The organism is Pseudomonas knackmussii B13, assembly GCF_000689415.1.
Lineage (GTDB): Bacteria > Pseudomonadota > Gammaproteobacteria > Pseudomonadales > Pseudomonadaceae > Pseudomonas > Pseudomonas knackmussii.
This window is the reverse complement of the sequence record NZ_HG322950.1, coordinates 5,261,097-5,286,805: the sequence shown is the minus strand read 5'-3', so window position 1 is coordinate 5,286,805 and position 25,709 is coordinate 5,261,097. Positions and strand designations below refer to the sequence as shown.

Sequence of the window (25,709 nt, the reverse complement as noted above, 5' to 3'; positions counted from 1 at the left end):
TGAATGTCCCTTCCCATGGTCATGCTGGGTGGCGTGCCGATCGTGCCGCACGCTGGCAGCGTGTCACAGTCGATCACGCCACTGGGCGGTCCGGAGATCGTCCGGCTGAGCGGCGGCGTGGGCGTGCCCATGACGCACTGGGAGCGCTCGGCGATCGCGCTGAGCGGCTCCGGCTGGATGCCGCCCGGCCTCGATGGCCTGGATTACACCCAGCCGCTCGAGCTGCGCTGCACGAAGCAGCTCTCGATCGTCAGCACCTCGACCAGCTTCGTCATCGTTGGCACGCCCCGGCCGGATTTCGCGCCCTGGGCGCTGGCACTGGTCGGCCGCGACTGGGTAGAGGCGGAGCTGGCGCTGAGTGGCGCAAATGCCGAGGTCACTCCGGTGACCGGAGCTACCGCGTATCAGGTGTGCTGGATGCCGATGTTCACCGTCTCGGCGAAGCGCCCCCAGGGCGACATGGACCCTGCGGCAAACACCCACGGATGGCAGATCAACTGCGAGGAGCTCTGAATGCTGATCAACGGCGCGCCACTCAACAGCGTCCCGCTGAACACGCTGAGCTCCTCGTCGGGGACTGTGGAACCGGTGGTTCCGCCGCTGGTGGTCGTATGGCGCTGCCGGCTGATGCTCGGTGGCGTAGACATGACCGCGCAGCTCACCGGCACCGTGCGCATCGAGCGGGAGGAGGGCGCCGCCGCCATCGCCGAGTTCTCGATCTACCTGCCAGCGGCTGGCGTGGACGTAATCGGCTGGACGGGGCGTCCCGTGGAGATCTACTTCCAGGACCGCCAGGACGGCACTTGGCTCGAAGAGCTGCGCTTCTCCGGCTGGCTCGAACAGCCGACCTACGACCCGCGCAATCGCATCGTGTCGTGCGAGGCGACCGACCGCCTGCAGGACCTGGTCGAGGCGATGGATATCACCGACATCGACACCCTGGTGGGCGGCCTGTGGACTGAGGACGTGTTCGATCCGGTCGACGGGCGCAGCCACTGGGACTATGCCTTGGAGCGCCTGGGAACCCAGCCGGCCAGTCTCGATCGCGCGGTCACCGGCGAGCTGCGCGTAACGCCCTGGGCGGCTACGGCGCCGGTTGCCAGCTTCGGCCCGGGCACTACCGTTGACCAGTCGCTGTCGGTCGAGATGGCCAAACTGTCCGAGCGGGTCAACCGGGTCGAGCTGTCGATCAGCTACCGCTTCACGCGGCTGCGCGAGCGGCACCAGGATTTCGACTGGCAGCACCCCGATATCCAGGGCACTTCCATCGACGCGAGCTTCTGCATCTGGCGGCACGAGTCGTCGGAAGTGCCCAGCACCGACATGATCAAGGACGCGCTAAGCAGCGCGGGGTATCACCTGCTGAACGGAGCGGAGCTGCTGGCGCTACCGCCGACCGGCATCTACTGCACCCCGCCGCAGGCCTGGATCAACAACTTCGACAACCTGCTGCTGGCGGCGAGCTTCGCCGGCGGCATGCGCTGGGGACAGCCGATCACCGAGACCTACACCCTCACGGTGGAGGCGCCGGAGAGCATCGCCCAGGCCGGTGAGGTGCTGCGCCGCGATGGCACGGCACTGGAGAGCGACCTGGATCGCGCGAAAGACTTCGAGGAAGCCGACTTCGGCGGCCCTGACTCCGATGCAGAGCAGGACGCACTCGAGGACTGGGTCGTCGACTTGCGTGAGGACGAGCGGCTTGCGCTGAGTGCGCAGTGCCAGCTAGCCACCGCGTCAGTGAGCATCCTGGCGGCCCATCGCGGCAACAAGGTGGGATGGCAGGTGCCGACGCCCATGGCGCGCGGAATCGACCTTGTCCACAGCCTGTATCTCGGCGACCACTGCCGGGCCCGGGGCAAGGTCTTCTCCATCGTGGATGAGTGGAGCTTCGACGGGCAGACAGCGATCACCACGCTGACCCTGGCGATCAGCCGTGGCGGTGGCGTGATCTCCGACCCTCTGGAACTGCCGGCGCCGCCGGACACCCAGCCGTCCGGCAGCGTGCCGTCGCCGATTCAACTGGATAGCCAGATCCGCGGGAAGAACCCGCTGTTGGTCTACGACGACACACTCGACGGGTTCGCGGGCAACTACGACAACCCGGCGCCGGGTACGCCACCGGAAGAGTTCCCGCGGCGCTTCCAGCTCACCGCGCCGGAGGTGCCGGCGACGCACCGCGATGAGTTCACCGCCGAGCAGACGGCCACCTACCGGGTGGCGATCCCGAACGACTTGCTGGAGCTGTAGCGATGGCCGGTATCAACCAGCTGAAGACCGACCTCAACAGTCTGCAGGCCCAGGATCGGCAGGGGCGCAGCTTGTCGCCGCTCGAAGCCAAGGGCTCCCGACCGGCGACGAAGGGGCGCGGTGACTGGCAGGACCCGGCGTCCACCGGCACCGGCGGCGGGATCGCCAGCCCGATTGTGGAGGTCGCGGCGCGCACCTACTACGCCGAGCAGACCCTGCAGAGCTCAGACGGCCTCTGGTCGTTCCGGGTGAAGCCGATCCAGCAGGTGACTTTCCACGACTCCAACGGCGCCGAGGTGTTGATGATCTACGCCGAGCCGGAGACCTAATGAACGACGAGATCAACATCCTGGACCTCGGCCAGGTCCGCTGGTGGGGGCATGCCATACATGGACTGGCCCTGATTGGCGGTACCTCTCCGGTCTACAAGGCCTCGGGGCTTCAGTTCGCCCTGCCAGCCGATATCGCGACCTCGCTGGTTGACGCGGCCGTGGGCATTCCAAACGAGGACCAGGGCAATGTGCACTTGGTAAAGGTGCCCGGCGTCGCCGAGTTGGACATCACCGAGGAGGAGGCCGCCGACGAGCTGCAGGAAGGGCGCGTGTGGCAGGACTATGCGCTGCTCTCCGGATCGACTCAGGCTCTCGCGGGCCAGGCCCTGAAGGGCTGGATCTGCATTGACCCGGCAGGGAAGCGCTGGCTGGTGAAGCCAACCGGTACGCCCAGCCTGCGCTATGGCAGCGTCGCTGCCGGCGGTTCGCTGAGTCTCAGCTTCGACGTCACGCCGTTCGGCTACGTCGGCGACCCGGTCGATGCGCCCGTGTCGATTGGCGGCATCCTTGGCTCGCTCGGCCAGGAGAATCCGCCCGACCTGGTGGCGCCGAACGGCTCGATGCTGGCCATGCGGATTTCGAGTATCGCCAGTCATGGGCGCTCGGTGGTTATCGCGCTGATGCCGAACCGCACGCTGCCGGCGGATATCCGCGATCTGCCCTATGGGTTTCTGCAGCTCGACCTGGTAGGAAACGGCCCGAACTTCACGGTCGCGCTGTCGGTTCTGCACACGCGCATTGAGACGTTCGGTGATCGCCACAATCAGTTGATTGGCTCGGTACCGAATAACTGGCGCATCCGACCTCAATTCAAAGGCACGGTGCTGGTCGAAGAACGCGATGCCGGCGGCAACCTGCTACACGGGGAAGCCATCTATGAGCCGACCCCGTTCTCGGTGCTTCAGGTTGGCGACCCAGACTGGCAGTACGGCTATTCCACGACGACGTTTTACTTCTCGATCGGCACCGTCCAGGGCCAGGCATACCTGAAGAATCGCCTGGTGTCGGTGGTGTTCGACGAGAACAACAACCTGGTGCGGACGACCATCGACTGGGAGCAGGACTCCCAGATGACCTACAACACGCCGGAGATGACCTACAGCGGCAGCTATAAGCTGGTCACTGGGTCGGCGGTAACCGGGTCGCGCAGTGGTACGGTCACCGTAGCCCTTACGCTCAACGCTTCGGGCAGCTACACCGAGCGGATGATCCATAAGCGCGATGGTGAGGAGTTCTCACGCTGCGAGTTCACGGCTCCGGTTAATGTCAGCTACGCCTACTCGGTATCCTTGAGCGTCAACGACGCCACTCTGGATGGCTTCACCGACCTGGTCTTTTCGCCGGTCGGGGCGACCGCGCGCTACATGATCGGCGGTCCCGACTCGTTCAACACGATTCCGTCTGGCGACCATTGGAGCAATCCGATGACGGTGACCTACGACGGAGAGGTGCTGAGCACGCTTGATCTCCATGGCCATGGGTACGCCAATGTCGGCGGCGATCCCCTCCCGGTGCAGCGGGTGGGAATGTCCGTCGTGATGCGCGCAGAGGAGCCGTATTTGCGCTTCGACTGCAACGTCATCCGGCTTTGCAATCACGCCTCCGCCCTGCGGGTGGAACGCTTTGAGGACAGTTCGGCATCTACGCCGGTGTGGGCTAAGTCGAAAAAGGCGGTGGCCACCGTTGGCTCGGCCTGGGTAAACCCGCGCACCGCAACCGACAACGTCGACCGAACGCGCCTCACGGCCAGTTATCACCCCATCACGCATGCGCTCAATGTCGACCTCGACTGGAGCCCAACGAACCGCGCCCGCGGGACCTGGATTTAAGGAGTCACCATGCAGTACTGGCTGAACAACTTCAGCGAGCCTCTCGTGGGCGCGCTACCGTCGGACGAGTACAGCGTCCTGCCATTGGCGCAGGCCGCCCTCGATGCGCTGGCCGCCCTGCTTCCCGGCAAGAACGACTATGTGCTGCTGACCCTGTCAAGCGCCGATGGCACGGGCGCGTGCGAGGTTATCCGCTACCAACCGAACGGGACGATTTTCCAGCCCCTGCGGCGCGCCTATGAAGGCGGCAGCCAGCTCGACTGGCCCGCCGGCTCGATTTGCAGTTGCAATGTCACCGCCGAAGCGATGGGGCACTTCGAGAGCACTCGGGTTCTGGTGCAGGAGTGCGAGGCTGCCTTGCTGACGATCGCCGGGCCGGAGAACTTCCAGAGTGCGTGGGCCTGGTACCCGCCGGAGGCGGAGATTCTGACCCTGTCGGTCAATGGGTATGGCTATACCCCTGGCGAGACGCCTTTCCCCGGTCATCGGATCGAACTCTGGCCGACAAGCACCGGCCCGCTGGTGCTCTTCATGCCGGGCGTCAGCTCCGCCCACTTCGATGTGCCGGCCGGCACGACCGGGACCAATGAGGACGGCGACTTCACGCTGACGATCCCAGAGTCGCCGATCGGCGGCTACATCATCGAGTACCTGCAGCACGGCGAGCCGATCATCCGAATCGAGAACTACGCCGGCCTGACCACCTTCTGACCCCGCCACCTGGCGGGGTCTTCATTTCTGACGGGAGAACCCCATGCAGGCAGCTCGCGTGCCCATGTGCATCGCTCGCGGCGCGACCTACCGCGACACCCGGCGTTTCATGCAGCCGCGCCGGGAATACCGAGCGATCTCGGCTATTGCCCCCACAGCACCGCTCCGCCTCACCGCCCCCGGCCACGGCCTGGACGGCGACTGGTTGGCGTGGATCGCCGGGGCGAGCGGATTCCCGAACCTCAACCGCGAGCCTGGCCGGCAGCCTGCACACCGTGTGGAGGTGATCGACGCCGACACGCTGGAGATCAACGCGCTGAGCGGCGTCGGCCTCAACCCAGCCGGCGGCCAGCTGATCTACCAGTCGCCGGTAGACCTGACCGGCGCCACGGCCAGCCTGGAGATCCGCGAGCGGGAGGAGGGCGGCGCGCTTCTGCTGACGCTCTCCAGTGGTGATGGCATCAGCCCAGGTGCGCCCGGAACGCTGGTGGTCGAGATTCCTGCCGCCGACACCGCGGCGCTCACCTGGACTTCCGGCTGGTATCACCTGGATATCACCTTCCCCGACGGCACGGTGTCGCGGTTCTTCCGCGGCCAGGTGACCGTCGAGCAGTGAGGACAGCATGAGCGATGCGGAGCAGATCGAGCCTTGGGCGGTGGCGGTCGAGAGCGACATGCCCCCGCTTGTGCTCGAACAGATCAACGAATACGCGGTGACGGTCACCGCAGGCGCGGAACTGCTGGTGGTCACTGCTGGTGAGCAGGGGCCGCCAGGGCCGCAAGGTAATCCGGGTCCGGCGGGCGGGAGTGCGTTACAGAAGGTCGCCGCCGTCCCGCTGAGCGGTCACCGGCTGGTTTTCTCCCCCGACGGCGTCGCGGTTGATTACGCCGACTGCGGCGCGCTGGACAGCCGGAGCAACACGCTCGGCCTGACGCTGGGAGCAGCGGATGCCGGAGCGCCGGTGAACATCCAGCGCTCTGGCGAGGTGATGTTTGAGGGCTGGGCCTGGAGCAGTGGCCCGGTGTTCCTCGGGCATGCCGGCCAGGTTACCCAATCCCTGCCGCAGGACGCGGCGTTTTCCCTGGTCGTCGGATTCGCCATGAACGCGACGACTCTCTTTCTCGACATGGGCGTGGCGATCACGCTGGAGGCTTGATAGATGGCTGGTGACAAGTACCTGACGAACAATAACGGCAACCTGCAAGAAGTGGTTGCCACCCAAACCTCCGCCGGTGTCGCGAACGCAGGGGACATCCCGGCGCTGGACGCCAGCGGCCGACTCGACACCTCGATGATGCCGGTCGGCTTGGGCGCTGATACCGCAGTGATCACTGCGAGTGAGGCGCTGGCGGCCGGGGACTACGTCAACGTGTGGTCAAACGCCTCCGCCTTCGCTGTGCGTAAGGCCGATGCCTCGGGGGGCGTCGCCAAGCAGGCGCACGGCTTTGTCCTGGCTGCTGTGGCTTCCGCCGCCGCCGCGACCGTGTACTTCGAGGGCACCAACACCCAAGTCAGCGGAATGACCCCTGGTGATGTCTGGCTCAGCGCGTCGACTCCCGGCAAGGGCGTGGCAACGCCACCAACTGCCACGGGCAACATCCAGCAGAAGGTCGGAGTTGCGGTGGCGGCCACTTCGGTGAACGTCGAACTGGGACAGCCGGTCATCTTGGCGTAACCGGCTATGACCGTCCGCCGACCTCTCGTGCAGGTGTCGGGGTACTCGCGCGAACTGCCTGCCGGCGACTCTGTCGCCGGCATCCCCGCCTACTTTCCCGTCTTGCTCAGCAGTGGAGTCGCTACATCGCTGGACCTGTCGGCAACCTACAGCCTGCCGATTCTTCTCAGCAGCGGAACATCAACCACGCTCCCGGTGACCCTCAATGGCTGATACCTTCATTCCGGTGCGCCTGTCTTACACCGGCTCGGCAGTGACGGCGATTGCCGAGTACCAGCCGGGCGAAACGATGCAGCACCCGGGCAACCTGAACTTCAGCGGCAGCGGCCGGCGGATCACAGGGGATTTTTCCTCCCCTGCTGGGTCGGTGGCCAACCGCACCTGGTTCCAGAGCAACGTGACCAACGGGCAGACCATGCTGCCGGTATTGCCCAACGGTACATCTAGCATCAGCGGCATGCAGTTGTTCGGTGCGACTGATCCGGAGAACACCTCGATCGGCATCCTGCAGAACAACGGCGTCTACGTTCAGATAATGGTCAACGCCACTGGTACGGGCACTCAGCTGCCACTGCTTTTTGGTACGGCGAACACTGAACGGATGCGCTTCGATCCATCAGGAGGTTGGTACGTAGGCAGCAGCTCTAGCGATCCTATCGGCACACAGACCGTCGGAATGTACCGCGGTGCTGCGGGCACGCTGTCAGCCTACGCCACTGGCTCCGGGCCGCTGCGCCTCGGGGTGGCCTCCGGCAACCAGACGTTGGAAACATTCATCAGCAACGGTGCGACTACGGTAGGTACGATAACCACCAACGGCACCACCACTGCGTACAACACCAGCTCCGATTACCGGCTCAAGGACCAGGTCGCTGATATCGACCCCCAAGCGGCCGAAGCGCGGGTGCTGGCCTACCGTCCTGCCACCTGGATATGGAAATCCAACGGCCAGCCGGGTAAGGGTTTCATCGCCCACGAGGCGCAGGCGGTAGACCCCGACGTGGCCACCGGCACGAAGGACCAGGTCCAGCGCGTCGGTAATATCCGCGCGGCGAACTACACCCTGCTCGCCGAGCGCGTGGAAGAACCGGCAGACCTTACCCCATACGGCGAAGACGCGGCCTGGTCGTTCACCGAGGAAGTCCCGGTGTACCAGGGCATGGACGCCTCGTTCATGATCGCTGACATGGTCGCCATGCTGCAGAAGATGCGCCGGGAGCTCGACGAAACGAAGGCGGCACTACGCGCCCTCCAGGGCGCCTGAATCAATCCACCATCCCAGCAACTGAGCCCGCCACCTGGCGGGCTTTTTCATGCCCGGAGGAAACCATGGGCCAAGACCGTGATGTTGATGTGCTGGCGCGGACGCTGTGGGGCGAAGCGCGCGGCGAAGGGGCGGCCGGCATGGTCGCTGTCGGCTGGACGATCCGGAACCGCGCGGCGAAGCCCGGCTGGTGGGGGAAGGACATCGTCAGCGTCTGCCAGGCGCCCTGGCAGTTCAGCTGCTGGAACAAGAACGACCCGAACTACCTCTACCTATCCGGCGCGAATCAGATCCCGGCTGGCGAGTACATGCGTGCCCGCGAAGCTGCTGTGGCGGTGATCAGCGGCAGTCAGGCAGACCCGACCGGAGGGGCCACACACTACTACGCCACCACCATGGCCAAGCCGCCAGCCTGGGCCGCGCAGGCGAAGCGCACGGCGGTGATCGGCCATCACGCCTTCTACCGTGACGTCCCGTAGGAGCGAGCCATGCAGAGCTTCCCTTGGAAGGCGGCCGGCCTGGTGCTTGCCGTGCTGCTGCTGGTAGCCGCGGGCGCCGGGCTGGGCGTGTGGCTGGCCGCCGGGCACTACCGGCCGCAGCTCGACCAGTCGGCCCAGGACTTGACTACATGCCGCGCCGCCCGCGGCAATCTGGAAACGTTGGTGGGCGACCAGAACACCGCCATCGCAGGCCTGGCCAACCAGGCCGAGCAGCGCCAGGCGAAGGCTACCCAGGCTGTCGCCAGTGCACAGCAGCAGGCTGACCAGCACTACGCCGCGGCACAGCGCCTGCAGCAAGAGCACGCCGACGGTGACCCGGCGCAGATTGCGTCCGACATCATCGACAAGGAGTTGGGTCTATGAAGTGGCTGGTGCTGTGGGGATTAGTTGCGTTGGCTGGGTGCGCCGGCCAGGTCGAGCCTGAGCCGCGCACGGTGCGCGTAGAGGTGCCGGTCGCCGTACCTTGCCGGGCTCCGGCGGTGGAGGAACCGAGTTGGGCGACGGCGATGCTGAAGAAGGGGGATAGCCTGCAGGTCAAGGTGCGGGCGTTGCTGGCTGAGCGGCAGCAGCGCCTGGGTTATGAGGCGCAGCTGCGCGCTGCGGTGCTGGCTTGCCAGTGAGGTTCCACGTGACGTCAGGTTGAATGATAGATTTTGCGAATTGATTTTTTGGCTATTCGAATAATAAATCTATCAACTGGTGGCCACTTGCTGTGTAAAATCGCCGACCAATTTTCGATCCGCCAAAAGGGGTGTTCATGGATGCTGGCGTGACCGCAAGCGCGGAGAATGTCGCTGAACCCGAAATCAACGCAGTTGTCACACCAGACAGGCGTGTTTTGGAACTGAAAGGCGTGGTTAACGCTGAGACAGTGACCCCGGTTATCGAAGAGCTTCGCAACGCCAAGCCTGCTGAACGCCTGCTGATCTACATCAGAGCGAACGGTGGCGGAGAGATTCGCCAGCTTGTTCTCTTGATCCAGGCCTTGGGTACCACTCAAGCGGATGTTGAGTTGGCGATTGGACGCTACGCTATGAGTGCAGCAGCTACGCTGTGGTTGTGGTTTCTACTGGATCCGATCCAGGGGGACGATGGGGTCGGACGAGTGGTATCAGTCGACCCGCTGAAGCCTACAGTGCTTCTGTTCCATCGCCCTCGATGGCCGCACGGCGAGGGTGGCGAGTATTACTGCTTCATAGAAGATTTCGAAGATGAGACAGTGCGTGAAAATCTGAGCGCGCAGGTTGAAATCTTCGATAATTTGTTCGAACGTATCCTTGCCCTTCAAGGCTTCGGGCAAGTGCATGCAGCCACGGTAAAGCATGAGGGTGCGATCTATAAGCACCACTTGCACTTTGCCAGAGAGGCCTACTACGGCAACAATGATTACGTTATATCCCTGAATGGAGTCGCAGCATGAAAAGTCTGGCCGCTGGTGATCTCAGAGCGAAGAGTGAGGAGTCGAAAAAGCATGGCGCAAGCTGTGGGAAAGACTTCACTCTGGAGCGTATTCGCCGCTTCCAAGAGGCTGACCAAAAGCTTCAAGAGGCCTGTGCTCGCCTGGGAATCGACAAGCCGCACATGATTGCCTGACTCTGAGACGAATCCCCGAAAGGCCCCTCCAGTAGGGGCCTTTTTTGTGTCTGCCGTTTCCCATTCGATGCAGAGGAGTGCCTTGCCAGTGGCGGCAGGTCTAGGCGTTGGCGGAAAACCACGGCCTAGGCTTTACGGGGCCTGAAGGGTGTCCTGGAATGCCGCATGGGGTTCAAATCCCTATCCCCCTATGCATCCGGGGTTGGCGGCGATTCCTCTGCTGGCTCTGTGACCGAGCTTGGCGCCGGCGCTGTTTTTGCCGGCCTTGGCGGTCTAGGAGGCGTGTTCGCCTTTAGCTTCTCTGCATCGATCTCCAAGACATGGGTGTGCAGTAGATTCTCTACGATGTCCATTACCAGCCCCATGTCTTGGACATTTGGCGTATGGCCTCGATGCGCAGCGGCATTTCCTGCCTCGAGTGCGGCTTGAAGGGTGGCTTTGTTCTTGCCTGCCAAGAACCCCTCCGTCACAAGGCGGTCGAGGCGGTCATCAAAGCTTCCGTGGTTCCCTACCGTCGCAGCCATGTAAAGATCGATGAGAGTCCTCGCCCCCATCACGGCCAGCCGCCTGCTATTAGAGGCCAGGGCCCCATAGACCTCGCGCATCAGCTCAGCCCAATCTCTTGGGAGTCGGCTATACCAATCCGGAATGCGGCGGGAGACTCTCGGTGGATAATAGTCCCAGTCGTCTTCGTCCAGTTCGTGACTCGAATGCCAATACTCGACTCGCATTTGGATTTCGCCGCATCCGCAACACTCGAGCATTCGGTAGGTTGAAGTCCACTCGGTGTAGTTATCCCACTGGTCCGTTTTGTCGTATTCCCTGACGACTTGCTCGATCAGGCGGTGGCGCGTCTCGCCCTGGCACCTGTTGCAGTGAGACCTGATCTGCGACCTCGCCATACCGCACACTCCTTGATGCTGTCATTAAGCTGGCATTACCCAGCCAAAACGGCCCATTCAGGCACAAAAAAGGCACTTAGCGTTAAGCGTAAGTGCCTAATTTGTAAAGGTTGTTTGGTGGAGCCGGGGGGATTTGAACCCCCGTCCGCCAGCACTCGGCTATCGGTTCTACATGCTTAGCCATCTCTATTAGGTTAACTCCTCGCGGCCCGAGTGGCAGGGCGCTTGGAGCGAGCTGTATGAGTTCTAGCCGTTACGTCTACAGCGAACTTGGCGGCGATCCTGTTCTATCTGACAGACCTAATCTTCGGGTTTACAGGCATCCCCTAGGGTCTGCTGGCGCCCTTAGGCGGCCAGAGCGTAGTTGTCGTCGTTGGCAACTATGAAAGTGTGGCAGCGGATTTACGAGAACTGTCACCTACTCGGCATGCCCCTCAAGTTTCGTCACCGGCGTCGAATCCTAATCGGCCCCACGAACCTTGGAAGGTCGGCGGCCATTCTACGCGAAGGCCGCCGCAATAGCCACTCGAAGCGGCCTGCTCAGCCGAGCAACTTGAGCAGGGCGTTGGCGACGGCTTCGGAGGAGGCCGGGTTCTGCCCGGTGATCAGCAGGCGGTCGACTTCGACGTGGCTCTGCCAGTTGTCGGCCTTGCTGTAGCGACCGCCGTTGGCCTTGAGCACGTCCTGGACCAGGAAGGGCACCACCTGGGTCAGGCCGACCGCGTCTTCCTCGCTGTTGGAGAAGCCGGTGACGTGGCGCCCCTCGACCAGCGGCTTGCCGTCGCCGTTCTTCACGTGGCGCAGCACGCCCGGTGCGTGGCAGACCGCGGCCACTGGCTTGCCGGCGTTGGCGAAGGCTTCGATCAGGGCGATGGAGTGCCGGTCCTCGGCCAGGTCCCAGAGCGGGCCGTGGCCGCCGGGGTAGAAGATGGCGTCGTAGTCGTCCTCGCTGACCTCGGCCAGCACGCGCGTGCTGGCCAGTTCGGCCTGGGCCGCGGCGTCCTGGCGGAAGCGCTCGGTGGCCGGAGTCTGGGCGTCGGGTTCGTCACTCTTGGGGTCGAGCGGCGGGTGCCCGCCCTTGGGCGACGCCAGGGTCAGTTCGGCGCCTGCGTCCTTGAACACGTAGTAGGGCGCGGCGAATTCCTCCAGCCAGAATCCGGTCTTCTTGCCGGTGTCGCCCAACTGATCGTGGGAAGTGAGCACTACCAGGATCTTCATGGCCTCTCCTTACTTGCAGCGTATGACGGCAGCCAGCGCCGTGGCGCTGGCTGGAACCCGTCAGTTTAGGCGCTGCGGACGGCCTTGCACGGCGCGCCGGTCAGTGCGACAGGGTGATCGCCAGGTAGGTGACGTAGAGCGCGCCGTTGCCCAGCAGGACCCACGCGGCGATGCCGTCCCGATGCGCATTGATGCGCAGCCAGACCGCGGCGAGCAGGGTGATCAGCACGCCGGTCAGTACTTCGATGCGCGGCTGCCAGGGTGTCAGCAGGATGCCGATGGCCGGCAGCAGGGTGCCCTGGAAGACCATGGCGCCGGTGATGTTGCCGAAGGCCAGGGTGTCCTTGCCGCGACGTACCCAGAGGATGCTGTTGACCTTTTCCGGCAGCTCGGTGGCGATCGGGATGATCAGCAACGAGATCAGCAGGGCGGATACTCCGAGCAGGTTCGACAGGCCTTCCACGCCGTGGATGAAGCCTTTGGCGCCGGCCACCAGCATGGCCAGGCCAAGTACCAGCTGCAGGGCGATGGTGAAGGCGTTGGTCGGCAGGCCGATGCGCGACAGCAGCATGGGGCCGTCGGCCTCGGTGCCATGGCCATCGTCCACGAGATCACGCGAAGCTCGGATGGTCAGCGTGATGTAGCCGATATAGGTGAGCACCAGCAGCACGCTCAGGCCGATGCGGTAGGTGTGCAGCTGCGAGGGTACGAACATTGCCAGCGTCGCCAGGGTGAACGCCAGGAGGAAGAAGTTCAGGTCGCGCAGCAGGCCGCTGCGCTCTGGTTTCAGGCGCCCGCGCAGGCCGCGCTTGCCGATGACGAAGCAGGCCATCAGGCAGGCGGAGAGGGTGGACAGCATCAGCGGTGCGCCGAGGATGGCGCCGACGCCGACTTCCTCGTTCACCGTCACGTTGCTGGTGCCGGCGAGCAGGGCCAGCAGCGGGACAAGGGTTTCCGGCAGGGCGGTGCCGATGGCGGCGAACAGCGAGCCGGTGACGCCTTCGGAGATGCCGAGGCGTTCGCCGAAGTGTTCCAGGGCGTTGGTGAAGACTTCTGCAGCAACCAGGATCAGCAAAAGCATGCCGAGCAGTTCGAGGACGAAAGTCAGCATGCGGCGCGCTCCTCGTGGCGAGAAGGCGAAGCGGGGTGCGAAAGGTGCATCACGGTGGAACTCCCGGCCGGTGTGATACCCATGACCATGCGCCTCCCCGGCCGTTGCGGAGGTTGCATGGTCAAAGGTCTTGCCAGGCGCTGCGCTGATCACACCATGGCCTGCGGGCCAAGGATGTTGGCGTGATCCCCGCCGGACGGACCGGGCGGGCGGCTACTCCCCAATGACGCCGGGCATTCTAGCGGAATGCCCGGCGCGCTCAAGGGTTTGTTTCACCATGTGTCGATGAGCGGGCGCTTCTTGCCCTCGCGTTTTGCCGGCTTCGGCGCCGAGGCCAGGCCGCGCAGCAGCCAGCGGCGCGTCTCGGCCGGGTCGATGACGTCGTCGATTTCCAGGAAGCTCGCCATGTTCAGGCCTTTGCCGTTGCGGTAGGCGGCCGCGACCATCCTGTCGAACAGCTTCTGCCGCTCCTGCGGGTCTTCCACGGCGGCCAGTTCCTTGGCGTAGCCCAGGCGTACCGCACCTTCCAGGCCCATGGCGCCGAACTCGCCGCTGGGCCAGGCGATGGTGAACAGCGAAGCGTGGAAGCTGCCGGCAGCCATGGCCATGGCGCCCAGGCCGTAGCCCTTGCGCAGGACCACGGTGAAGAAGGGCACGCTCAGGCTCGCGGCGGTGACGAACATGCGCGAGACGTGCCGCACCGTGCCCTGCTTCTCCGCCTCCGGGCCGACCATGAAGCCGGGGGTGTCGCACAGCGAAAGCAGCGGCAAGTCGAAGGCGTCGCACAGCTGCATGAAGCGCGCGGCCTTGTCGCCGGCCACGGCGTCAATGGCGCCGCCCAGGTGCGCGGGGTTGTTGGCGATCAGGCCGAAGGGCTTGCCCTCGATGCGCACAAGCGCGGTGATCATGCCGGGTGCGAACTGGCGGCGCAGTTCCAGCACCGAGCCTTCGTCGGCGAGGGTGGCGATGACCTGGCGGATGTCGTAGGCGCGCAGGCGGTTCTCCGGCACGGCGTGGCGCAGCAGGCGCTGGTCGGCGCACTGCCAGTCGCGCAGTTCGCCCTGGAAGTACGACAGGTACTGGCGGGCGATGCGGGTGGCTTCGGCCTCGTCTTCCACCAGCACGTCGATCACGCCGTTCGGGCCCTGCACGTGGCTTGGCCCGACCTCTTCGGCGGCATAGCGGCCCAGGCCGCCGCCTTCGATCATCGCCGGGCCCGCCATGCCGATGCTGCTGTCACGGGTGGCGATGATCACGTCGCAGCAGCCGAGCAAAGCGGCGTTGCCGGCGAAGCAGCGGCCGGACGCCACACCCACCAGCGGCACCAGCCCGGAGAGTTTCGCCATGCCCATGAAGGTGGCGCAGTCGAGCCCGGCGACGCCCAGGTAATCGCTGTCACCGGGGCGCCCGCCGCCGCCTTCGGCGAAGAGCACCAGCGGGATGCGCCACTGCTCCGCGAGTTGCAGCATGCGGTCGCTCTTCTTGTGGTTCATCACGCCCTGGGTGCCGGCGAACACCGTGTAGTCGTAGGCGATGGCCAGGCAGCGCGCGGCCTCTTCGTCGAACAGCGCTGCGTTGACGCTACCCAGGCCTGTGACCAGGCCGTCCGCCGGGCTGATCGCCTGCAACTCCTCCAGGCTGCGCCGGCGGCGTTGCGCGGCTATGGCGAGGGCGCCGTATTCGATGAAGCTGTCGGGGTCGAGCAGGTCGGCGAGGTTTTCCCGCGCGCTGCGTTTGCCTTGTGCGTGGCGTTTGGCGATGGCTTCCGCGCGACGCTCGTCGAGGCCAATGGCGTGGCGCTCGATGACTTCGGCGAGGTCGGCGCGGATGCAATCCAGGTCCAGTTCGCTGCTCTGTTCAGCACTGTGCGCGGCCACTTCGGCGGGTTCGATGAACAGCAGCGGCGCGCCTTCGTCGAGGCTGTCGCCGGGCGTGGCCGCCAGGCTGTGGACGATGCCGCTGGCGCTGGCCTTGATCTCGAATTCCATCTTCATTGCCTCGACCACCGCGATCACCTGGCCCTGGGCCACGGCGTCGCCGGGCGCAGCGAGCAGGCTGACCAGCACACCGGCACTCGGCGCGTTCAGCGCTTCGCAGCCCGGCGGAACGTCCGCCGTTTGGCGGCTCTGCACGCTGGCCTCCTGGGCGATCCAGCGGTGCGGGTGGGCTTCGCCTTGAGCCGCCAGCAGCTCCGGCAGGTGCTGTTCGATGAAGCGGGTATGCACCTGGTTGTCGGTCAGCTCCGGCTGGCGCAGCAGGTTGAGCAGCAGCGGGATGTTGTTCGCCACGCCGTCGAGGTGGAACTCGCAGAGTGCGCGGTAAGCGCGGCGCAGCGCCTGTGGATAATCAACCGCGTGGACGATCAGCTTGGCCAGCAGCGAGTCGTAGCCGGCGCTGGTGCGGTAGCCGGGGTAGCCGTAGCCGTCCACGCGCAGGCCCGGGCCGCTGGGCGGCTGGTAGCTGTGCAGCACGCCGCTGGCCGGTTGCGGGGTGCCGTCGGCGGTGAGGGTTTCGAGGTTGATCCGCAATTGGATGGCGAAGCCCTTGGGCGCTGGGATATCCGCTTGCAGCAAGCCCAGTTCGGCGAGGCTGGCGCCGCCGGCGATGCGCAGTTGTGCCTGGACCAGGTCGATGCCGGTGACGGCCTCGGTGACCGTATGTTCCACCTGCAGGCGCGGGTTCGCCTCCATGAACAGGAAGTCGCCGCTGTCTTCGTCGAGGAGGAATTCGAAGGTGCCAAGTCCGCGATAGTGAACCACTTCGGCGAGGCGCACGGCGGCCGCGACTATCGCCCCGCGTAGGCGCGGATGCAGGCCGGGGCTGGGGGCGATCTCCAGCAGTTTCTGGTTGCGTCGCTGCAGGCTGCAGTCGCGCTCCCACAGGTGGCTCACGCGGCCACTGCCGTCGCCGATTACCTGCACTTCGATGTGCCGTGCGCGCTCGATCAGGCGCTCGACATAGAGTGCGTCGTTGCCGAAGGCTGCGCGGGCCTCGGATTGGCAGCGGGCATAGGCTTCGGCGATTTCCTCGCGCTTGCGTACCGCGCGCATACCGCGTCCGCCGCCACCGGCGAGGGCCTTGATCATCATGCGGGCGCCGCTGGGGAGCTGGGCGAAGAAGCGTTCGGCCTCTTCCAGCGAGGTGGCGCTGTTGGTTCCGGCAGCCAGTGCGATGCCGTGTTCGCTGGCCAGCGCGCGGGCGCGGGCCTTGTCGCCAAGCTGATCGAGCACATCCGCGTCGGGGCCGACGAAGCGCAATCCGGCGGCCTCGCAGCGGCGGGCGAATTCGGCGTTCTCGGAGAGGAAGCCGTAGCCCGGGTGCACCGCATCGCAGCCAGCGGCAAGGGCTGCTTCGATCAGCTGCTGCATGTCCAGGTAGGCCGAGGCGCCACGACCGCGCAGGGCGACGGCCTGGTCAGCCTGGCGGGTGTGCAGCGAGGTGGCGTCGTCCTCGGCGAACACGGCGACGCTGCGCATGCCGAGTTCGGCGGCGGCGCGGGCGATGCGGATGGCGATCTCGCCACGGTTGGCGATCAGCAGGGAGGCGATGGGCATGGGCGATTCCGCTTGGGCTACGGGGAAATCGCTCCATCTTAGGGAGGGCGAGGGGCGCCGGAATGAAACGGGGTTTCGCGAATGACGCCCGCTCAGCGGCGCTTATGGATGGGCCGCGCCCGCTGTCGGGCGCGGCTGCTGGATCAGCTGTTGGATGCAGAGGATTTGAGCAGGCGCAGGGCTTTCTCGGTCATGGCGACGCAGGCTTTGTCGTTGCCGGCCTGTTGGGCCTGGGCGGCTTTTTCCTGCAGGCGCATGGCCTGCTCCTGGACGGTTTCGCTGCGGTTCGTGGTCTGCATGCTCTGGTCGATCTTCTGCAGGTTCTCGCTGCACAGGTCGGCCGCGAACACCGGCGACGCCAACAGCGCAAGGCTGAGGATCATGGCGATTCGTTTCATGGCGGTTCTCCTGTCGGGCTGAACGTGTCCCAGGCCGCGGTGCTTAGTGCGACGTGGCCTTGAAGGGTGGACCGCTATCAGTTCGCCAGGGTTCCGTGCTAGGGCGCGGACGGTAGTTCGACGCGCACGCCGAGGCCGGCGCCGCCCAGGCCGGGATGCAGGCTGATGCGGCCCTGGTGGATCTCCACCACGCGCTTGACGATGGGCAGGCCCAGGCCGCTGCCGCTGCTGCCGCTCACCCCGGGGCTGCGGTAGAAGCGGGTGAAGATCGCCGCCTGTTCGCTTGCCGCCACGCCGGGGCCGCTGTCGCGTACCCACAGCTCGACCCATTGCCCGTGGCGCTCCAGAGTGATCTCCACCTGGCCGCCTTCGGGGGTGTAGCGCAGGGCGTTGCCGACCAGGTTGCCGAGCATGATGCCCAGCCACACCGGCACGCCGAGCACCGTGCCGCCCTGGTTCTCCAGGGTCAGTTCGATGTTCTTGGCGATGGCCTGCGGCGCCAGTTCGGCGATGGTTTCCTCGCTCAGCTGGCCGAGGTCGACGCGGATGAAGGTCTCGTGCAGTTCCTCGTTGTCCAGGCGCGCGAGCAGGAGGATCTGCTCCATCAGTGCGGTGATGCGCTCGACGCTCTGGCTGACCTGACGCAGGCCGTGGGCGAGTACGGTCGGGTCCGATGAGCGCAGTGCCACCTGCGCATGCGTGCGCAGGCTGGCCAGCGGCGTGCGGATCTCGTGGGCCGCGTCGCTGGTCAGGCGGCGTTCCGCTTCCATGGCGCTGCCCAGGCGTTCCAGCAGCAGGTTCAGCGCATTGACCAGGCTGTGCACTTCCACCGGTGCACGGCTCAGCGCAAGTGGCTGCAGGCTGCGCGCGCCGCGCTGGTGGAGCTGCGTGGCCAGCCCGCGCAAGGGTGCCAAGCCGCTGCTGACGCCGAGCCAGACGAGCAGGGCGAGCAGCGGCAAGGCCAGCAGCAGCGGGAAGAGCGAGCTGAGCAGCAGCAGGTGCAGGGTGTGGCTGCGGTGGTGGAGGTTCTCGACTATCCAGATGCGTGTGCTCTGGTCGCGGGTGCTCAGTTGCAACACGCGCCAGTGGACGCCGTCCTGGTCGAGGTCGGAGTAACCGCTGCCCAGAGACTCGACCCCACGCGGCAGGCCGCTGGTGGCGAAGAGCTGCTGGCCGTTGTACCAGATGGCATAGCCCAGCGCCGATTCGCGGCGCACCAGCGGCAGGTCCTCGATGGCCTTGCGGCTGCGCGCGATCAGGTCGTTGCGGCCCTGGCCGGTGAGGTGGTCGTCGGCGACGTCGACCAGGCGCAGCGCCGCCTCGCCGAAGTCGATCATGTCCTCGTCGTAGAGACGGTCCACCTGGCGCGAGGCCAGGTGGTAGGTGAGGGCGCCGGCGAGCAGCCAGCACAGCGAGACGCCGCCGATCAGCAACAGCAGCAGGCGCCGGCTGAGCGAGCCGGCGCGGGGTGGGCGTACGTTCAAGCAGGGTCCTTGTTCGGGCGGTCGATGCCGTAGCCGATGCCGCGCACGGTGCGGATCAGCTCGTTGCCGAGCTTGCGCCGCAGGTGGTGCACGTGGACTTCGATGGCGTTGCTTTCCAGCTCGCCGTCCCAGCCATACAGCGCTTCGACCAGGCGCGAGCGCGACAGCACCTTGCCGCGTTGTTCCAGCAGCAGGCGCAGCAGGGCGTATTCGCGCGGCGCCAGTTCCACCGGCTGGCCGGCGAGGCTGACCTGGTGGGTGGCCGGGTCCAGGCGCAGGTCGCCGTGTTCCAGATGCGGCACGGCGCGGCCGGTGTGGCGGCGGGTAAGGGCGCGCACGCGGGCCAGCAATTCGTCGAGGTCGAAGGGCTTGCTCAGGTAATCGTCGGCGCCGGCGTCGAGGCCGGCCACGCGGTCGGCGACCTTGTCGCGCGCGGTGAGGATCAGCACCGGGGTCATGTCGCCGCGTTTGCGCAGGCCGCGCAGCACTTCCATGCCGTCGCGGCGCGGCAGGCCGAGGTCGAGCACCAGCAGGTCGAATTCGTCAGTGGTCAGGGCCTGGTCCGCCGCCACGCCATCGGTGACCCAGTCGACGGTGTCGCCTTCCAGGCCCAGGCCGGCGCGAATGCCGTCGCCCAGCAGTGGATCGTCTTCAGCCAGCAGGATGCGCATCTTCTGTCCTCTCTCGCGGCGTCGCCGCGGCAATCCCGAGCAGGATAGCCGCAGCGGTGGATTCGCGGCAGAGGCTGGCAGCGGTCGGTTAACAGGCGGTTAAGGCGGTAGGGGCGGATTCATTCGCGATGGTCGCACGGGGGCGACCATCGCGGACGGATACGTTGTTCGCTGGGTCTCCGCGTTCGCGGAGATGACGTAGGGGAAAACGAACCCCAATCTCGTCACTCCCGCGAACGCGGGAGCCCAATAGACAGTTGCTTCTACAGGTCAGCACGTGGGCGGGTGACGCGGTCCACGAGGTAGACCACACCGCGGTAATCGATGCCGCCGTGGGCGCTCAGGCCAATCTCGCAGGTACGGCTGGTCGATACGCCTTCCTCGCAGTACTGCACCGCGTCTTTCAGGCTGCGCAGCGAGTGGGCGTTGAGCTCCGGCGTGGTGAAGCCCTTGTCGCCGGCGAAGCCGCAGCAGTGGATGCCTTCGGGAATCACCACCTGCGAGGTGCAGCGGCCGACCAGGTCGATCAGCGCCTGGCTTTCGCCCAGGTGCTGGGTGCTGCAGGTGACGTGCACCGCCACCGGCTTGTCCTGCGGCTCGAACGCCAGGCGCTCGACCAGGAAGGTGCGGATGAACTTCACCGGGTCGTAGATATCCAGCCGGGTATCGGCAAGGTCCTGGACCAGGCGCAGGGTGCAGGGGCTGGTGTCGCAGTAGATCGGGTCGAGCCCGCCGCGACTGGCCTGCAGCAGCGCGGCGAGCAGTTCGTCGCGTTTGTCGTCGGCCTGCTGCTTGTAGCCCTTGGAGGCGAACGGCTGGCCGCAGCAGAGGTTGTCGGCGTTATCCGGGAAGACCACCTGGTAGCCGGCCTTCTCCAGCAGTTGGCGGGTCTTGTCGATCAGCGGTACCTGCTCCTCGTCGCCGGCCGCCGGGCCCATGGCGCGGGACACGCAGGCGGTCAGGTAGACGACGCGCGGGCGGCTGTCGTCGATAGCGCGCGGCGGCTGCGGCAGGCGGACTGGCTGCGGCATGGCGGGCGTCCACTGCGGAACGCGGCCCTTGCTTGCGTGGCTGATGCTCGCGCTGAGGCTTGCCAGGCGCGGCGCGCCGAGGACCATGCGCGCACCGTTGGCGACATGCAGCATGAATCGCGTGCCCTGCATGGCAGTAGCGAAGTTGCGGGCCAGCCAGGTGGCGGTGCCAGGGTGGCGGGTTTCTTCGCCGCGCAGTTTCTTCACCAACTCGCCGGTGTTGATGTTTACCGGGCAGCGCTGGGCGCACAGGCCGGTGGCGGCGCAGGTGTCGATGCCCTGGTACTGGTAGTCGCGCTCCAGTTGCGTGGTGTCGATGCCGGCGCGGCGTTTGGCCTGGATGTCGCGCCACATGACGATGCGCTGGCGCGGGCTGAGGGTCAGCCCCTTGGACGGACAGACCGGCTCGCAGAAGCCGCACTCGATGCACTTGTCGACGATCTCGTCGGCGGCCGGCAGCGGCTTGAGGTTCTTCAGGTGCAGCTGCGGGTCGTCGGTGAGGATCACGCCCGGGTTGAGGATTCCTTGCGGGTCGAGAAGGCGCTTGAGCTGCCACATCAGCTGGTAGGCGTCGTTGCCCCATTCCAGCTCGACGAAGGGCGCCATGTTGCGCCCGGTGCCGTGCTCGGCCTTCAGCGAGCCGCCGTATTCGACGGCGACCAGGTGCGCGACGTCGTCCATGAACGCCGAATAGCGCGCCACCTGCTCGGGCGAGTCGAAGCCCTGGGTGAAGACGAAGTGCAGGTTCCCCTCCAGCGCATGGCCGAACAGGATCGCCTCGTCGTAGCCGTGCTTGTCGAACAGCTCGATCAGGCGGTTCACGCCCTCGGCCAGCTTTTCGACGGGGAAGGTGACGTCTTCGATGATGACCGTGGTGCCTGTTTCGCGCACCGCGCCGACCGCCGGGAAGGTGTCCTTGCGGATGCGCCAGAGCTGGTTGTAGACCACCGGGTCTTCGCTGAAGTCGACCTGCTTCTCCACCGGGAACTCGGCGATGGAAGCCATGATCTGCGCGAGCTGTTCATGCAGCAGCGTCTGGGTTGCCGCGCGGGATTCGATGAGCAGGGCGCAGGCGTTGGCGGACAGGCTTTTCACCCACTCCGGCATTCCCTGCATGTTCTCCACCGAGCGCAGGCTGCGGCGGTCGAGCAGCTCGACGGCGGACACCGGCTGCAGCTTGAGCACCGGCACGGCCTTGCAGCAGGTTTCCACGTCGGGGAAGACGATCAGCGCGCTGGCCTTGTGCGGGTGGTCGGGCACCGTGTCGTAGGTCACCGCGCTGATGAAGCCGAGGGTGCCCTCGGAGCCGACCATCAGGTGGGTGAGGATATCCAGCGGCGCGTCGTAATCGACCAGCGCATTCAGGGACAGCCCGGTGGTGTTCTTCAGCCGGTACTTGTGGCGGATCTTCGCGGCCAGCTCGGTGTTGGCGCGGGTCTGCCGGCCGAGTTCGGCGAGTTGCTCCAGCAGTTCGCCGTGGCTGGCGCTGAAAGCCTCGACGCTCTCGGCATCCTCGCTATCCAGCAGGGTGCCGTCGGCCAGCAGCAGGCGCATGCCAGCGAGCGTGTGGTAGCTGTTCTGCGCGGTGCCGCAGCACATGCCGCTGGCGTTGTTGGCGACGATGCCACCGATCTTGCAGGCGTTGATCGACGCCGGGTCGGGGCCGATCTTGCGGCCGAAGGGGGCCAGCCACGCGTTGGCCTGGGCGCCGATGACGCCGGGCTGCAGGCGGATCTGCTCGCCTTGTCCACGGATGTCGCGACCGTTCCAGTTATCGCCCAGCACCAGCAGCACCGAGTCGCTTACGGCCTGGCCGGAGAGGCTGGTGCCGGCGGCGCGGAAGGTCACGGCCACCTGTTGCGCGTGGGCGGCGCGCAGCAGTGTGCGCACCTCGTCTTCGCTCTCGACGCGGATCACCAGTTTCGGGATCAGTCGGTAGAAGCTGGCGTCGGTGCCGAAGGCCAGGGTCGACAGCGGGTCGTCGAAGCGGCGTTCGCGGGGAATCAGGTGTTCGACGGTATCGATGAATGCGGCGGGCAGGCTCATCACGGCTCCAGTCATCATCGGTGCGGGCCGCTGGACGGCCCGTCGGTTATTGGCGGGTTGCTCAGGCGCCCAGTTCGCGCACCAGCGAGTCGCGGGTGATCTCGCCGATGGACTTGGCGCCGGTCAGCACCATGGCCACGCGCATTTCCTTCTCGAAGAGTTCCAGCAGGTTCTTCACGCCCGCTTCGCCGTGGGTGGCCAGGGCGTAGAGGAAGGCGCGGCCGATGAGCACGGTGTCGGCGCCCAGGGCGATCATGCGCACCACGTCCAGACCATTGCGAATGCCCGAGTCGGCGAGGATCTTCAGATCGCCCTTCACCGCATCGGCAATGGCCGGCAGCGCGCGGGCGCTGGACAGCACGCCGTCGAGCTGGCGGCCGCCGTGGTTGGAGACGACTATGCCGTCGGCGCCGAATTTCACCGCGTCCTTCGCATCCTCCGGATCGAGGATGCCCTTGATCACCATCGGGCCTTCCCAGAAGTCGCGGATCCACTCCAGGTCCTTCCAGGAAATCGACGGGTCGAAGTTGGCGCCCAGCCAGCCGATGTAGTCGGCCAGGCCCGTGGGGTTGCCGCGGTACTTGGAGATGTTGCCGAGGTCGTGCGGCTTGCCGAGCAGGCCGACGTCCAGCGCCCACTGCGGGTGGGTCATGGCCTGCCAGACGCGGCGCAGCGGGGCGTTCGGACCGCTCATGCCGGAGTGCGCGTCGCGGTAGCGGGCGCCGGGCACCGGCATGTCCACGGTGAACACCAGGGTGCTGACGCCGGCGGCCTTGGCGCGCTCCAGGGCATTGCGCATGAAGCCGCGGTCCTTGAGCACGTAAAGCTGGAACCACATCGGCCGGTCGATAGCCGGCGCCACTTCCTCGATCGGGCACACCGAGACTGTCGACAGGGTGAAGGGAATGCCCTTCGCCGCCGCCGCTCGCGCCGCCTGCACTTCGCCGCGGCGCGCGTACATGCCGGTCAGGCCGACCGGCGCCAGCGCCACGGGCATGCTCAGTGTCTCGTCGAACAGCCGGGTTTCCAGGCTCAGCTCGGCCATGTTCTTCAGCACGCGCTGGCGCAGGGCGATGTCGGACAGGTCGGCGACGTTGCGGCGCAGGGTGTGCTCGGCATAGGCGCCGCCGTCGGCGTAGTGGAACAGGAACGGCGGCAGCTTGCGTTGGGCGGCGGCGCGGTAGTCGGTTGAGGCGGAAATGATCATCTGGCGGGGCACCGGTGATGGAAGACGGTGAAGACGAAAAACCTGCCGGGCCGTGCGGCCCGGCAGCAGACAGCTTAGTGAACCAGCATGCCGGTGAAGACATAGGCCTGGAGCAGGGTGATCACGCCGATCACCGTGGCGAACAGCAGGCTGTGCTTCAGGGTGAAGCGGAACAGGTCCGACTCCTTGCCGACCATGCCGGTCGCTGCGCAGGCCACGGCGATGGACTGCGGCGAGATCATCTTGCCGGTCACGCCGCCGGTGGTGTTGGCGGCCACCAGCAGGGTGTCGTGCACGCCGATCTGGTGCGCGGTGGTGCCTTGCAGGGCGCCGAACAGGGCGTTGGACGAGGTGTCCGAACCGGTCAGGAACACACCCAGCCAGCCGAGGAACGGCGAGAAGAACGGGAAGGCCGCGCCGGTGCCGGCGAGGACCAGCGCCAGGGTGGTGGACATGCCCGAGAAGTTGGTGACGAAGGCGAAGGCCAGCACCATGCCGATCGACAGGATCGGCCACTTCAGCTCGACCAGGGTCTCCTTGAATGTGGTCAGACCAATTTTCACGCCGATGCGCAGGATGAACATCGAGACGATGGCCGAGAGCAGGATCGCGGTGCCGGTTGCGGCCAGCGGGTCGAACTTGAACACAGCCGGCATGGCGGTGGCTGTCGCAACGATGGGGGCGCCCTTGATCACCAGTTGGTCGAGGCCCGGGATCGGGAAGTTGAACACCAGGCTGTAGAGCGCGCCGCCGGGCAGGAACATTGCCTTGAACGGCTTCAGGGTCCAGATGGTGACCAGAATGGTGAGCACCAGGAACGGCGACCACGCCTTGAGGATTTCACCGCCGCTGTAGGGCGAGGGCTCCGGGCGCGGATTGCCGCCGCCGGCGACTGCCGCGCCGCCGGACATGCCGAGCACTGCCACGGCGTTGGCCGGTTGCCAGACCTTGAGGAAGAGGGTCAGCGACACCAGGCTGACCAGCGCGGAGGTGATGTCCGGCAGCTCCGGGCCGATGAAGTTGGAGGTGAAGTACTGGCTGACGGCGAAGCTGCCGCCGGCGACCAGTGCGGCCGGCCAGGTTTCCTTCACGCCTCTCACGCCATCCATCATGAACACCAGCCAGAACGGGACCGCCAGCGACAGCAGCGGCAGTTGGCGACCAGCCATGGCGCCGATCTTGAACGCTTCGATGCCCGACACCTGGCCGGCCACGATGATCGGGATGCCCAGGGCGCCAAAGGCTACCGGCGCGGTGTTGGCGATAAGGCACAGGCCGGCGGCGTAGAGCGGGTTCAGGCCGAGACCGACGAGCAGGGCGGCGGTGATCGCCACTGGCGCGCCGAAGCCGGCTGCGCCTTCGAGGAAGGCGCCGAACGAGAAGCCGATCAGCAGCACCTGCAGGCGCTGGTCCGAGGTGATCGACAGCACCGAGCTGCGGATGATGTCGAACTGGCCGCTCTTGACCGTGAGTTTGTAGAGGAACACGGCGGCCACGATGATCCAGGCGATCGGCCAAAGGCCGTAGAGGAAGCCATAGAAGGCCGCGCCCAGTGCCTTGTCGACTGGCATCCCGTAGGCGGCGATGGCGACGATGAGCGAGAGGATCAGGGTGATGGTGCCGGCGATGTGCCCCTTGAGGCGGAACACGGCCAGCGCGAGGAAGAAGAAGACGATGGGTACCACGGCGACCAGTGCGGACAGCCCGAGGCTGCCGAGCGGCGTGTAGATCTGCTGCCAGGTTTGCATGCTGATGCGGCTCCTAATTGTTTTTGGTGTGGAGTCTGTTGCCGTGTCGTGTGATTGCCACCCGGCGCTGTGGCGAGGCGGAAAAGGCGGACGACCGGGTTCGGCAATGCTTTCTAAATTGGTAATACCAATTTACAAAAGCAGGTGCTCAGGGTAAAAGCATGTCCTGCGGGCTGTCAATTTGCCG

General features: G+C 65.8%; 24 protein-coding genes, 1 other RNA gene and 1 riboswitch. Of the genes, 14 read left to right on the top strand and 11 right to left on the bottom strand.

Annotation, left to right across the window (positions count from 1 at the left end):
• Positions 1 to 3: 3 nt before the first annotated feature.
• From PKB_RS24710 to PKB_RS29705, 14 genes are all read left to right on the top strand, one after another.
• Complete coding sequence (locus tag PKB_RS24710) at positions 4 to 513, top strand: hypothetical protein (protein WP_043255393.1); 510 nt, start codon at positions 4 to 6, stop codon at positions 511 to 513.
• On the top strand, positions 514 to 2,247 hold the full coding sequence (locus PKB_RS24705; protein ID WP_052355375.1) for a hypothetical protein: 1,734 nt from the start codon (positions 514 to 516) through the stop codon (positions 2,245 to 2,247).
• Positions 2,248 to 2,249: 2 nt separating this feature from the next.
• Complete coding sequence (locus PKB_RS24700; protein ID WP_052355374.1) at positions 2,250 to 2,576, top strand: hypothetical protein; 327 nt, start codon at positions 2,250 to 2,252, stop codon at positions 2,574 to 2,576.
• Complete coding sequence (locus PKB_RS24695; protein WP_043255391.1) at positions 2,576 to 4,408, top strand: hypothetical protein; 1,833 nt, start codon at positions 2,576 to 2,578, stop codon at positions 4,406 to 4,408. The genes PKB_RS24700 and PKB_RS24695 overlap by 1 nt, the downstream gene beginning before the upstream one ends.
• A gap of 9 nt (positions 4,409 to 4,417) precedes the next feature.
• Positions 4,418 to 5,119, top strand: a complete 702-nt coding sequence (locus PKB_RS24690) for a hypothetical protein (protein ID WP_043255389.1) — start codon at positions 4,418 to 4,420, stop codon at positions 5,117 to 5,119.
• 43 nt (positions 5,120 to 5,162) lie between these two features.
• Positions 5,163 to 5,735 (top strand): hypothetical protein, encoded by a 573-nt coding sequence (locus tag PKB_RS24685; RefSeq protein ID WP_043255387.1) that lies wholly within the window; start codon positions 5,163 to 5,165, stop codon positions 5,733 to 5,735.
• 7 nt (positions 5,736 to 5,742) lie between these two features.
• Positions 5,743 to 6,276 carry a hypothetical protein gene (locus PKB_RS24680; protein ID WP_052355373.1) on the top strand — a complete coding sequence of 178 codons (534 nt, stop codon included), beginning with the start codon at positions 5,743 to 5,745 and terminating at the stop codon, positions 6,274 to 6,276.
• A 3-nt stretch (positions 6,277 to 6,279) separates the two neighbouring features.
• Positions 6,280 to 6,795 carry a hypothetical protein gene (locus tag PKB_RS24675; protein ID WP_043255385.1) on the top strand — a complete coding sequence of 172 codons (516 nt, stop codon included), beginning with the start codon at positions 6,280 to 6,282 and terminating at the stop codon, positions 6,793 to 6,795.
• A gap of 205 nt (positions 6,796 to 7,000) precedes the next feature.
• Entirely contained in the window at positions 7,001 to 8,059 is a 1,059-nt protein-coding gene (locus PKB_RS24670) for a tail fiber domain-containing protein (RefSeq protein ID WP_043255383.1), read from the top strand.
• 65 nt (positions 8,060 to 8,124) lie between these two features.
• Positions 8,125 to 8,538 (top strand): cell wall hydrolase, encoded by a 414-nt coding sequence (locus PKB_RS24665; RefSeq protein ID WP_043255381.1) that lies wholly within the window; start codon positions 8,125 to 8,127, stop codon positions 8,536 to 8,538.
• 9 nt (positions 8,539 to 8,547) lie between these two features.
• Entirely contained in the window at positions 8,548 to 8,922 is a 375-nt protein-coding gene (locus PKB_RS24660) for a hypothetical protein (protein ID WP_043255379.1), read from the top strand.
• Positions 8,919 to 9,179, top strand: a complete 261-nt coding sequence (locus tag PKB_RS24655) for a hypothetical protein (protein WP_043255377.1) — start codon at positions 8,919 to 8,921, stop codon at positions 9,177 to 9,179. The genes PKB_RS24660 and PKB_RS24655 overlap by 4 nt, the downstream gene beginning before the upstream one ends.
• A gap of 137 nt (positions 9,180 to 9,316) precedes the next feature.
• Positions 9,317 to 9,979: a hypothetical protein gene (locus PKB_RS24650; protein WP_043255376.1), complete on the top strand. Its 663-nt coding sequence runs from the start codon at positions 9,317 to 9,319 to the stop codon at positions 9,977 to 9,979.
• Positions 9,976 to 10,152 carry a hypothetical protein gene (locus PKB_RS29705; RefSeq protein WP_156958070.1) on the top strand — a complete coding sequence of 59 codons (177 nt, stop codon included), beginning with the start codon at positions 9,976 to 9,978 and terminating at the stop codon, positions 10,150 to 10,152. Before PKB_RS24650 ends, PKB_RS29705 begins: the two co-directional genes overlap by 4 nt.
• A 188-nt stretch (positions 10,153 to 10,340) precedes the next feature.
• On the opposite strand, the gene PKB_RS29375 is transcribed toward PKB_RS29705, so the two are convergent.
• The 11 genes from PKB_RS29375 to PKB_RS24600 all read right to left on the bottom strand — a co-directional run bounded on the left by PKB_RS29375 (position 10,341) and on the right by PKB_RS24600 (position 25,522).
• Positions 10,341 to 11,054, bottom strand: coding sequence for a DUF4145 domain-containing protein (locus PKB_RS29375; protein ID WP_242411194.1), 714 nt, complete (start codon positions 11,052 to 11,054; stop codon positions 10,341 to 10,343).
• A gap of 115 nt (positions 11,055 to 11,169) precedes the next feature.
• Positions 11,170 to 11,526: a transfer-messenger RNA gene (gene ssrA, locus PKB_RS29370) on the bottom strand.
• A gap of 68 nt (positions 11,527 to 11,594) precedes the next feature.
• On the bottom strand, positions 11,595 to 12,272 hold the full coding sequence (locus tag PKB_RS24640) for a type 1 glutamine amidotransferase domain-containing protein (protein WP_043255374.1): 678 nt from the start codon (positions 12,270 to 12,272) through the stop codon (positions 11,595 to 11,597).
• A gap of 100 nt (positions 12,273 to 12,372) precedes the next feature.
• Positions 12,373 to 13,383, bottom strand: a complete 1,011-nt coding sequence (locus PKB_RS24635; RefSeq protein WP_043255372.1) for a sodium:calcium antiporter — start codon at positions 13,381 to 13,383, stop codon at positions 12,373 to 12,375.
• Between the two features lie 57 nt (positions 13,384 to 13,440).
• Positions 13,441 to 13,617, bottom strand: a riboswitch (yybP-ykoY riboswitch).
• Positions 13,618 to 13,655: 38 nt separating this feature from the next.
• On the bottom strand, positions 13,656 to 16,937 hold the full coding sequence (locus tag PKB_RS24630) for an acetyl-CoA carboxylase family protein (RefSeq protein ID WP_043255370.1): 3,282 nt from the start codon (positions 16,935 to 16,937) through the stop codon (positions 13,656 to 13,658).
• A gap of 143 nt (positions 16,938 to 17,080) precedes the next feature.
• The gene (locus tag PKB_RS24625) at positions 17,081 to 17,335 is read right to left on the bottom strand and encodes a hypothetical protein (RefSeq protein WP_043255369.1); all 255 of its coding nucleotides are present in this window, start codon (positions 17,333 to 17,335) and stop codon (positions 17,081 to 17,083) included.
• A gap of 98 nt (positions 17,336 to 17,433) precedes the next feature.
• Positions 17,434 to 18,819 (bottom strand): ATP-binding protein, encoded by a 1,386-nt coding sequence (locus PKB_RS24620; protein WP_043255367.1) that lies wholly within the window; start codon positions 18,817 to 18,819, stop codon positions 17,434 to 17,436.
• Entirely contained in the window at positions 18,816 to 19,490 is a 675-nt protein-coding gene (locus PKB_RS24615; protein WP_043255366.1) for a response regulator, read from the bottom strand. Before PKB_RS24615 ends, PKB_RS24620 begins: the two co-directional genes overlap by 4 nt.
• Positions 19,491 to 19,753: 263 nt before the next feature.
• Entirely contained in the window at positions 19,754 to 22,567 is a 2,814-nt protein-coding gene (locus tag PKB_RS24610) for an FAD-binding and (Fe-S)-binding domain-containing protein (RefSeq protein WP_043255364.1), read from the bottom strand.
• A 61-nt stretch (positions 22,568 to 22,628) separates the two neighbouring features.
• Positions 22,629 to 23,774 carry an FMN-dependent L-lactate dehydrogenase LldD gene (gene lldD / locus PKB_RS24605; RefSeq protein ID WP_043255363.1) on the bottom strand — a complete coding sequence of 382 codons (1,146 nt, stop codon included), beginning with the start codon at positions 23,772 to 23,774 and terminating at the stop codon, positions 22,629 to 22,631.
• Between the two features lie 74 nt (positions 23,775 to 23,848).
• Positions 23,849 to 25,522 carry a lactate permease LctP family transporter gene (locus PKB_RS24600; protein ID WP_043255360.1) on the bottom strand — a complete coding sequence of 558 codons (1,674 nt, stop codon included), beginning with the start codon at positions 25,520 to 25,522 and terminating at the stop codon, positions 23,849 to 23,851.
• Between the last annotated feature and the right edge of the window lie 187 nt (positions 25,523 to 25,709).

Coding starts and splice junctions, on each gene's coding strand:
- PKB_RS24710 (WP_043255393.1), top strand. CDS start 4: ATGTCCCTTCCCATGGTCATGCTGGGTGGCGTGCCGATCGTGCCGCAC.
- PKB_RS24705 (WP_052355375.1), top strand. CDS start 514: ATGCTGATCAACGGCGCGCCACTCAACAGCGTCCCGCTGAACACGCTG.
- PKB_RS24700 (WP_052355374.1), top strand. CDS start 2,250: ATGGCCGGTATCAACCAGCTGAAGACCGACCTCAACAGTCTGCAGGCC.
- PKB_RS24695 (WP_043255391.1), top strand. CDS start 2,576: ATGAACGACGAGATCAACATCCTGGACCTCGGCCAGGTCCGCTGGTGG.
- PKB_RS24690 (WP_043255389.1), top strand. CDS start 4,418: ATGCAGTACTGGCTGAACAACTTCAGCGAGCCTCTCGTGGGCGCGCTA.
- PKB_RS24685 (WP_043255387.1), top strand. CDS start 5,163: ATGCAGGCAGCTCGCGTGCCCATGTGCATCGCTCGCGGCGCGACCTAC.
- PKB_RS24680 (WP_052355373.1), top strand. CDS start 5,743: ATGAGCGATGCGGAGCAGATCGAGCCTTGGGCGGTGGCGGTCGAGAGC.
- PKB_RS24675 (WP_043255385.1), top strand. CDS start 6,280: ATGGCTGGTGACAAGTACCTGACGAACAATAACGGCAACCTGCAAGAA.
- PKB_RS24670 (WP_043255383.1), top strand. CDS start 7,001: ATGGCTGATACCTTCATTCCGGTGCGCCTGTCTTACACCGGCTCGGCA.
- PKB_RS24665 (WP_043255381.1), top strand. CDS start 8,125: ATGGGCCAAGACCGTGATGTTGATGTGCTGGCGCGGACGCTGTGGGGC.
- PKB_RS24660 (WP_043255379.1), top strand. CDS start 8,548: ATGCAGAGCTTCCCTTGGAAGGCGGCCGGCCTGGTGCTTGCCGTGCTG.
- PKB_RS24655 (WP_043255377.1), top strand. CDS start 8,919: ATGAAGTGGCTGGTGCTGTGGGGATTAGTTGCGTTGGCTGGGTGCGCC.
- PKB_RS24650 (WP_043255376.1), top strand. CDS start 9,317: ATGGATGCTGGCGTGACCGCAAGCGCGGAGAATGTCGCTGAACCCGAA.
- PKB_RS29705 (WP_156958070.1), top strand. CDS start 9,976: ATGAAAAGTCTGGCCGCTGGTGATCTCAGAGCGAAGAGTGAGGAGTCG.
- PKB_RS29375 (WP_242411194.1), bottom strand. CDS start 11,054: ATGGCGAGGTCGCAGATCAGGTCTCACTGCAACAGGTGCCAGGGCGAG.
- PKB_RS24640 (WP_043255374.1), bottom strand. CDS start 12,272: ATGAAGATCCTGGTAGTGCTCACTTCCCACGATCAGTTGGGCGACACC.
- PKB_RS24635 (WP_043255372.1), bottom strand. CDS start 13,383: ATGCTGACTTTCGTCCTCGAACTGCTCGGCATGCTTTTGCTGATCCTG.
- PKB_RS24630 (WP_043255370.1), bottom strand. CDS start 16,937: ATGCCCATCGCCTCCCTGCTGATCGCCAACCGTGGCGAGATCGCCATC.
- PKB_RS24625 (WP_043255369.1), bottom strand. CDS start 17,335: ATGAAACGAATCGCCATGATCCTCAGCCTTGCGCTGTTGGCGTCGCCG.
- PKB_RS24615 (WP_043255366.1), bottom strand. CDS start 19,490: ATGCGCATCCTGCTGGCTGAAGACGATCCACTGCTGGGCGACGGCATT.
- PKB_RS24610 (WP_043255364.1), bottom strand. CDS start 22,567: ATGAGCCTGCCCGCCGCATTCATCGATACCGTCGAACACCTGATTCCC.
- lldD (WP_043255363.1), bottom strand. CDS start 23,774: ATGATCATTTCCGCCTCAACCGACTACCGCGCCGCCGCCCAACGCAAG.
- PKB_RS24600 (WP_043255360.1), bottom strand. CDS start 25,522: ATGCAAACCTGGCAGCAGATCTACACGCCGCTCGGCAGCCTCGGGCTG.